At 66.5% G+C, this 7,090-nt stretch carries 8 protein-coding genes; 7 read left to right on the plus strand and 1 reads right to left on the minus strand.

From position 1 onward, the window contains the following. The 6 genes from WAW17_RS15705 to gluQRS form a co-directional block, all read left to right on the plus strand. A partial coding sequence (locus WAW17_RS15705; RefSeq protein ID WP_422333882.1) for a hypothetical protein occupies positions 1-325 on the plus strand: 325 nt, incomplete at its 5' end. Between the two features lie 148 nt (positions 326-473). Next, positions 474-1,283 (plus strand): helix-turn-helix domain-containing protein, encoded by an 810-nt coding sequence (locus tag WAW17_RS15710; protein ID WP_422333875.1) that lies wholly within the window; start codon positions 474-476, stop codon positions 1,281-1,283. Continuing rightward, on the plus strand, positions 1,280-1,840 hold the full coding sequence (locus WAW17_RS15715) for a TIGR03086 family metal-binding protein (RefSeq protein WP_422333876.1): 561 nt from the start codon (positions 1,280-1,282) through the stop codon (positions 1,838-1,840). Before WAW17_RS15710 ends, WAW17_RS15715 begins: the two co-directional genes overlap by 4 nt. Before the next feature lie 49 nt (positions 1,841-1,889). Beyond that, positions 1,890-3,425: a metallophosphoesterase gene (locus WAW17_RS15720; RefSeq protein WP_422333877.1), complete on the plus strand. Its 1,536-nt coding sequence runs from the start codon at positions 1,890-1,892 to the stop codon at positions 3,423-3,425. Positions 3,426-3,521: 96 nt separating this feature from the next. Further along, positions 3,522-4,130, plus strand: a complete 609-nt coding sequence (locus WAW17_RS15725) for a TetR/AcrR family transcriptional regulator (protein WP_422333878.1) — start codon at positions 3,522-3,524, stop codon at positions 4,128-4,130. Between the two features lie 18 nt (positions 4,131-4,148). Further along, positions 4,149-5,138, plus strand: a complete 990-nt coding sequence (gene gluQRS, locus WAW17_RS15730) for a tRNA glutamyl-Q(34) synthetase GluQRS (protein ID WP_422333879.1) — start codon at positions 4,149-4,151, stop codon at positions 5,136-5,138. Here the strand turns inward: gluQRS and WAW17_RS15735 are convergent. Next, positions 5,110-5,649 carry a DUF4190 domain-containing protein gene (locus tag WAW17_RS15735; protein ID WP_422333880.1) on the minus strand — a complete coding sequence of 180 codons (540 nt, stop codon included), beginning with the start codon at positions 5,647-5,649 and terminating at the stop codon, positions 5,110-5,112. The genes gluQRS and WAW17_RS15735 overlap by 29 nt on opposite strands. 523 nt (positions 5,650-6,172) lie before the next feature. Here WAW17_RS15735 and WAW17_RS15740 point away from each other — a divergent pair. Next, positions 6,173-6,796: a hypothetical protein gene (locus WAW17_RS15740; RefSeq protein WP_422333881.1), complete on the plus strand. Its 624-nt coding sequence runs from the start codon at positions 6,173-6,175 to the stop codon at positions 6,794-6,796. Positions 6,797-7,090: the final 294 nt, after the last annotated feature.

A 7,090-nucleotide genomic window follows, 5' to 3' on the forward strand; every position in this document is an offset into this window, starting at 1 on the left:
TGTGGACAACACACCCGGCCACCTGATCGCCGGCCGCCGCTCGTCGGGCGACGGCGGAGTCGAGGGCGTCGACAGCGAGCCGAGCCTTCATTCGAGAGTCGATCGAGTAGCCCACGATGCGATTCGAATCGTGGTGGGGCCCAGTTTCAGGACCGGCGCGCCCGGCGCCGTCGGTGGAGACGTCGGCGTGGGCGACACGGCCTCGTCGCCGCCGGTGTCGCCGGAATCCGTCGAGGCGAAGGAACAGCTCGCGAAAGCGAAGCTGGCGACGATCAGCGCCGCGAGTGCCCATGTGCGTCTCATCGCAAGTCCTCATTCCGTGTGACTATGGCTGTCTCACTGCTGCGCGGCGGGCCTTTCGAGAACGCGAGCGGACCCGTACATACAGTTCACCTCGAGTCGGAGGCCCACGTCAGCAGTTTCGCGCGAGATTGCGCCAGCCATCTGTCGGTGGGTCGAATTAGGCTGCTCCTATGGGCTGGTACACGCCGACCGCGACGTCGTCCGACCTCACCGACACTCTGGTGTGCGGATGGTCGGCGCGCGCCGAGGGCGAGCATCTGCTGGTGCCCGACGGGTGCATGGACGTGCTGTGGATCCGGGGCGTCGGCATTCGGGTGTGCGGGCCCGAGACTTCGGCATGGTCGTTCACACTGCCTCCGGGCACCGAATCCGTCGGTGTGCGTTTCCGTCCGGGTGCCGGGTCACGGCTGCTCGCGACTGCGGCATCCGAGATCCGGAACATCCGGGTGCCGCTTGCCGACGTTCTCGGTTCCACGTGGGAACGCCGCCTCCTGGAGCGGCTGGAGAACGCCGCCGACAGCGGCGAGCGCATCACGGCGTTCGAGTATGCGGTGCGCTCCTGGCGAGCGCAGCGGGCCGAGCCGGATCCGTTGATCGACAACGTGCGCACTGCACTGGCCCGGCACTCGTGGAATGTCCGCGCGCTCGCGGACGCCGCGTCCGTGACCGAGCGCCAGTTGCAGAGGCGATGCAATGACGCGTTCGGGTACGGGCCCGCCACGCTGCGCGGAATCCTGCGGCTCCAACGATTCATGGCGCTGGCGCAGCGTGCTCCGGGGACCGGACTCGCCGAACTCGCCGCCGTAGCCGGGTACAGCGACCAGGCACATCTCTCCCGCGAATGCCGGCGAATTTCCACCCTCACACCGTCAGCGTTGCTTGCCGGTGAGGCACCGAACTGGCACGGCGGGGCCTCCGTCGTCGATGTCGGAAATGTTCAAGCCGGCACCCCATCGGCAGGAGAAGAATCGGCAGCATGACCTCGACAACCCACACCCCCGCAACCCATTACCGCGACCTCGCGGCCAAGTTCACGACCCGCGTCGAATCCGTGCCCGAGGATCGATGGGATTCGCCGTCCCCATGCGACGGATGGACTGCCCGCGACGTCGTGCGGCACGTCGTCGACACGCAGCGCCACATCGTCACCGTGGTCGATCTCGAACTCCCGCCGGGGCCGTCCGTCGACGACGATCCTGTGGGCGCCTGGATCGCCACCCGCGACGCGATGCAGGCCGTTCTCGACGATCCCGAACTCGCGAACCGCGAGTACGACGGCCATTTCGGCCGTACCGACCTGTCTGCGACGGTGGACAGCTTCTACTGCTTCGATCTGGTGGTCCACGGCTGGGATCTTGCCCGGGCCACCGGCCTCGACGAGACGATTCCCGCCGCCGACCTGACCTGGGTCGGCGAGGTTGCCGAACAGATGGGAGAGAGCATCCGCACCGCCGGGGTGTGCGGGCCCGCCGTGGACGTCCCGGCAGACGCCGATCAGCAAACCAAGGTCCTCGCCTACCTCGGCCGCACGGCCTGACCTTCGCGGTCACCCACCTCCCCGCCCGGCACGCTTGTAACCTCGGGGCATGAGCGTGCCGGGCAGAATCGCCGCGCTGGTGACTGCCTGCGCGGCCGTGGCCGTACTCGGCGGTGACATGATCGCCGCGGCCGACCCCGAGCCTCGCGGTAGGGGAGGTATCGCTGCCCGCGGCATCACCTCGTCGGCCGAGATCGAATCGGCGGTCATGTTCGCCGGAATCACCGACGAATCCACCCCGCCCCGGCGGATTCCGGGAAACGAATCGGATCGGGCGGCGGCCACCAGCAACCGCTTCGACGAATACCCGTACGTACGATACGAACTCCGGTTCGCGCCGGATTCCGCCGCCGAGGTGACCTGGCGCGGCCGGTCGGTGAATCTCGACGACGTGGCGATGCACGTGTGGAACGAGGAGTCGGACACCTGGGGTGAGCCGGTGGCCACGGCGCGACCGGACGACCCGGGCGGACCGGTCAGGTTGACGGCCCGCCTCGACGGCGCTCAGTCCGCGCAGATCCTCGTCATCGACAGCCCCCGCCGCGACTCCAGCTTTCGCAATGCCAATTCAGTGCCCGACCAACAGTTCGCCAACCCGCGAGGATACGACTTCGCGATCCAGCACATCACCGACACCCAGTACATCGCACGGGATCGTCCCGAAGTGTTCGACGCCATGACGCGCTGGACGGCCGACAACGCCGACGAGCGCAAGATCGCCTACGCCATGCACACCGGTGACCTCGTGCAGAGCTGGATCAGGCCGGGCGCCCCGGACACTCGCGCCCGTCCCGAATTCGAAGTGGCGGACAAGGCCATGGCGATCCTCGAGGAGGCGGGTATCCCCTACGGCGTCCTCCCGGGCAACCACGACAACCTGTGGAACGTCGGCGGACGACTCGTACCCGGTGAGCACGAGAAGAACCACGCCCTCTACAACGAGTTCTTCGGGCCGCAGCGCTTCCGCAACAAGCCTCATTGGGGTGAATCGGTCACGGCCACAGACAATTCGGCGCACTACGACCTACTCGACATCGCGGGGGCCAAGTTCCTCATGCTCTACATCGGCTACAACCCGCCCGAGCATGTATTGCGTTGGGCCGAGGCCGTGCTGGAAGACCATTCGGACCGCAACGTGATGATCGGCAGTCACTACTACCTCGACGAGGACGGCTCACTCCGCATGAGCGGCTTCGGGGACATCGGCGGCAGTGCAGGACAACAGATCTGGAACCGACTGGTGGTCCCGTTCGACACGGTGTTCCTCGTTCTCGCAGGCCATGTCGACGGTCAGACCACGGTGACCGATCGAAAGGTGGGTGACACCGATCGCAAGGTGGTGGAACTGCTGGCCAACTATCAGAACTTCACGACGGACGGCCTGCGGGAGACGGGATTCCAGCGACTATTGCAGTTCGATCTCGATGGCGGCACGCTCGCCGTCACCACCCACTCCCCCGCCCTCGGGAGCTTCCGGGTGGAGGATTTCGACCCGCAGCGACGTTACGAGCCTGCAGACGGCGACTTCGTCACCGACGTCGAGTTGCGGGCAGACCTGCCGCGCGCGGTCATTCCGCTGGCGTAGCGGCCGTCCTGCGGGGTAGCGACGTCACATCCACCACTCGGGTACACGGGGTACCTGACGCGTGTATTGATTCAATACATCAGTAATGTTCCCTTCATGCGCGAACGCCGATACTCGTCTACGAGTCCCGACCTGCTGGCTGCTGCTCTGTTCGACGTGGCGGCCGGGGCAGGACTCGAGAGCGCCAGTGTCCGGGAAGTCGCCAAACGTGCCGGCGTGTCCATCGGCGCGGTACAGCACCACTTCTCCACCAAGGACGAGATGTTCGCCTTCGCACTGCACGACCTTGTCGACAAGGTGCTGAAGCGACTGGCGGCGATCGACCGGCACGGCGACCCGGCCGACGTCCTCTCCAGAATGCTGTCGCAGCTGCTTCCACTCGACGAACAGCGCTACCGGGAGGCCCACGTCATGGCCGCGTTCGCGGTGCGAGCCGCAACGTCACCCTCCCTCGCGGAGATCCGGCGCACGACGCAATTCACCATTCGCACGATGCTCTCGTCCGTCCTCATCGGCGTCGGTACACCGGAGGCGGAGACACGCGTCGCACTGCTCCTCGCCACCGTCGACGGTCTCGCACTCGAAGCCGTCGGCAGCCCCGACCTGTACCCACGGGAGTACCTCGAGCACGCACTCGACACACAGATCCGACTCACCCTGCACAGTGACGAGGCCGTCGAGTCCTCGATCGAGCTGGCGTCCTGACCCTGCCGCCGTCGCCCAATGTCGCATTCGTCTCCTCAGACCGCACCGCTGTCACATTGGGCGGGAGGCGCGGGGGGTGCGGCGGGCGCGGGGGGCACGGGAGGCGCGGGACGGTTCGCACCGAGTCCGTCGGGCGATCTTCACCTGGGGAACATGCGAACCGCGTTGCTGGCGTGGCTGTTCGCGAGGTCGACGGGCCGGCGGTTCCTCGTCCGGATCGAGGACCTCGACCGCGTCCGTGAGGGCGCGCGGGAGCACCAACTGGCGGACCTCGCCGAGCTGGGACTCCACTGGGACGGCGACGTGGTGCTGCAGTCCGAGCGGCTGCAACGCTACGAGGACGCGATCGTACAGCTCGCGGCGGCGGGCCTCACCTACGAATGTTTCTGCACGAGAAGAGAAATACAGAAGGCCGTGTCGGCTCCCCACGCCCCCGCCGGCGCCTACCCCGGAATGTGCCGCAACCTCACTGCGCAGCAACTCGCGCACCGTCGTGCCGGAGGCCGTCCACCCGCGATACGACTGCGCGCGGAGGTGGAGTCGTTCACCATCGACGACGTGCTGCAAGGTCCATACTCCGGCATGGTCGACGACCTCGTGTTGCAGCGGGGCGACGGAACCCCCGCGTACAACCTCGCCGTCGTGGTCGACGACGCCGCCCAGGATGTGGATCAAGTGGTGCGCGGTGACGACCTGCTGTCGTCCGCACCCCGTCAGGCGTATCTGGCAGGGCTGCTCGGACTACCCGCCCCGGTGTACGCGCATGTACCGCTGGTCCTCAACGTGGAAGGCAGGCGGCTCGCGAAACGCGATGGCGCCGTGACGCTCGCCGACCAGAAAGCACTGGGGCGCTCGCCGAGTGAAGTGCTGGGCCTGCTCGCTGCCTCGCTGGGACTCGCGACCCCGGGCGAGGCGGCGGACCTGTCGGTGCTGCTCCGCCGTTTCGATCCCGAACGCCTTCCGCGGGAACCGTGGATCGTCAGCCCCCCGACGCCGCCAGAGCGATGACGAGCACGACATAGATTGCCATCGCCACGGCCATCACGATGCCGATCACGATGCCCGCGATCGCGAGACCCCGGCCGTCCTGTCCGCTCACCTTGATCTGATTCAGGGCGATGATGCCGAGGATGATGCCGGCGACGGCGCCGATTCCGCAGAACCAGCCGCCGACGAGCGCGACCACCAGCGCTGCAATCGCCAGGCCGTTGGTGCCCCGCTGCTGCGGATAGCCCATGCCGTACGGATTCTGCGCACCGTACGGGTAGGCACCGCCATAGGGATTCGCCGTCGCGTACGGATCGGGGACGCCGTACTGTCCCGGATTCTGCGTCGGCGTGGTGCCGTACGCGCCGGGCCGAAGATGGTCGGGATACTTCTCGGTGGGCGCCGTATAGGTCGGATACCCGTTCTCGTCGACGCCGTAGCCCTCGCGCGGCCAGCCCGGCGCCTCACCGTACGGCGACGGTGTTCGGCCACCACAGGGATCGGGATCGTCCGTACCCCCTGAATTCGTCACGATTCCCAGCGTAAGGCATCACGAACGCAGGAGAGGTGACGTCCAAAGGTGGGCGGGTAAAGGATTGTCCACGTACTGTTTATTCGCACTGTCACGTTATTCGCACTGTCACACGCGAGCGATCAACACTTGCTGAGGGGATCACATGACGACTGGTGGATACGACCCGAACGACAAACCCGCTGGGGGTGACCAGGGCGGATATCCCCCTCAGGGGCATCCTCCGCCGCCACCTGGAGGTTATCCACCACCTCCGGGCAATTACCCTCCGCCGCAGCAGGGACCGCCGCCCGGCGGATATCCGCCGCCTGCCGGTGGGAATTACCCCCCGCCCGGCAACTACCCGCCACCCGGAAATTACCCGCCACCCGGAAATTACCCGCCACCCGGTAATTACCCGCCACCCCCGCAGGGACCGCCGCCCGGCGGATATCCGCCGCCCCCGCCGGTTTCGGGTTACGGTGCCCCGGGCCAGGGAGCGCAGGGGTACGGCGGCCCCGGCCGGGGGCCGGAACAATTCTCCGTGGGCGACGCGATCGGCTACGGCTGGAACAAGTTCAAGGACAACGCCGTCACGTGGATCGGCATCATTCTGATCGCCGGCCTCATCCAGGTCGCCCTGAACCTGATCTTCGGTGGTTTCGACACGTCCTCCGATTTCGGGGAAGCGTTCTCGGTCTGGCGGATCATCGGCACCGTCGTCACCACCGTGGTGGGCTATCTGATCAACGCCGCGCTGGTGCGGGGAGCGCTCCATGAGGTCGACGGCAACAAGCCGGCCTTCGGTTCGTTCTTCCAATTCACCAACATCGGGGCGATCGTCGTCGCCAGCCTCGTGGTGGGTGTTCTCACCACCATCGGCTTCATCCTGCTGATCATCCCGGGCCTGATCGTCGTCTTCCTCACCTGGTGGACGTTGCAGTTCGTGATCGACCAGGAGCAGGACGCCATCACGGCCATCAAGTCGAGCTTCGGGATCATCTCGCAGAACGTGGGACCGCTGCTGCTGCTCGCACTGGCGCTGGCCGGTATCAACATCGTCGGCGCTCTGCTGTGCGGCCTCGGACTGCTCGTGACGATTCCGGTCACGATCATCGCATCGACGTACGCCTACCGGGTATTCACCGGCCGCTACGTCTCCGTCTGACAGCTGTCGACTTTTCGGGTGAGCGTGCTTTCGTCCCCAGGACGAGGCACGCTCACCCGTTCTCCCCCTCCCGTCACTTCGATCACTCACGCCCCTCGAGTATTGTGCGGGGCGTCACAAGACAACACAGGACTCGATTTCGAGGGGGAAGTACATGACTACTGGCGGATTCGATCCGAACCTGCACAAACCGGAGCACGGAAACGCACAGCCGGGGGCGGGCCGGCCGTTCGATCCTCGCTCCACCACCGAACCGTTCGTCACGCAGCAGTTCGCGCAACCGGACTTCGGCTT

The organism is Rhodococcus sp. (in: high G+C Gram-positive bacteria) (assembly GCF_049286785.1).
GTDB lineage: Bacteria > Actinomycetota > Actinomycetes > Mycobacteriales > Mycobacteriaceae > Rhodococcus_F.

Excerpts from the sequence above, each read along its gene's own strand:
- WAW17_RS15710 (WP_422333875.1), top strand. The coding sequence starts at position 474 with ATGGGCTGGTACACGCCGACCGCGACGTCGTCCGACCTCACCGACACT.
- WAW17_RS15715 (WP_422333876.1), top strand. The coding sequence starts at position 1,280 with ATGACCTCGACAACCCACACCCCCGCAACCCATTACCGCGACCTCGCG.
- WAW17_RS15720 (WP_422333877.1), top strand. The coding sequence starts at position 1,890 with ATGAGCGTGCCGGGCAGAATCGCCGCGCTGGTGACTGCCTGCGCGGCC.
- WAW17_RS15725 (WP_422333878.1), top strand. The coding sequence starts at position 3,522 with ATGCGCGAACGCCGATACTCGTCTACGAGTCCCGACCTGCTGGCTGCT.
- gluQRS (WP_422333879.1), top strand. The coding sequence starts at position 4,149 with ATGTCGCATTCGTCTCCTCAGACCGCACCGCTGTCACATTGGGCGGGA.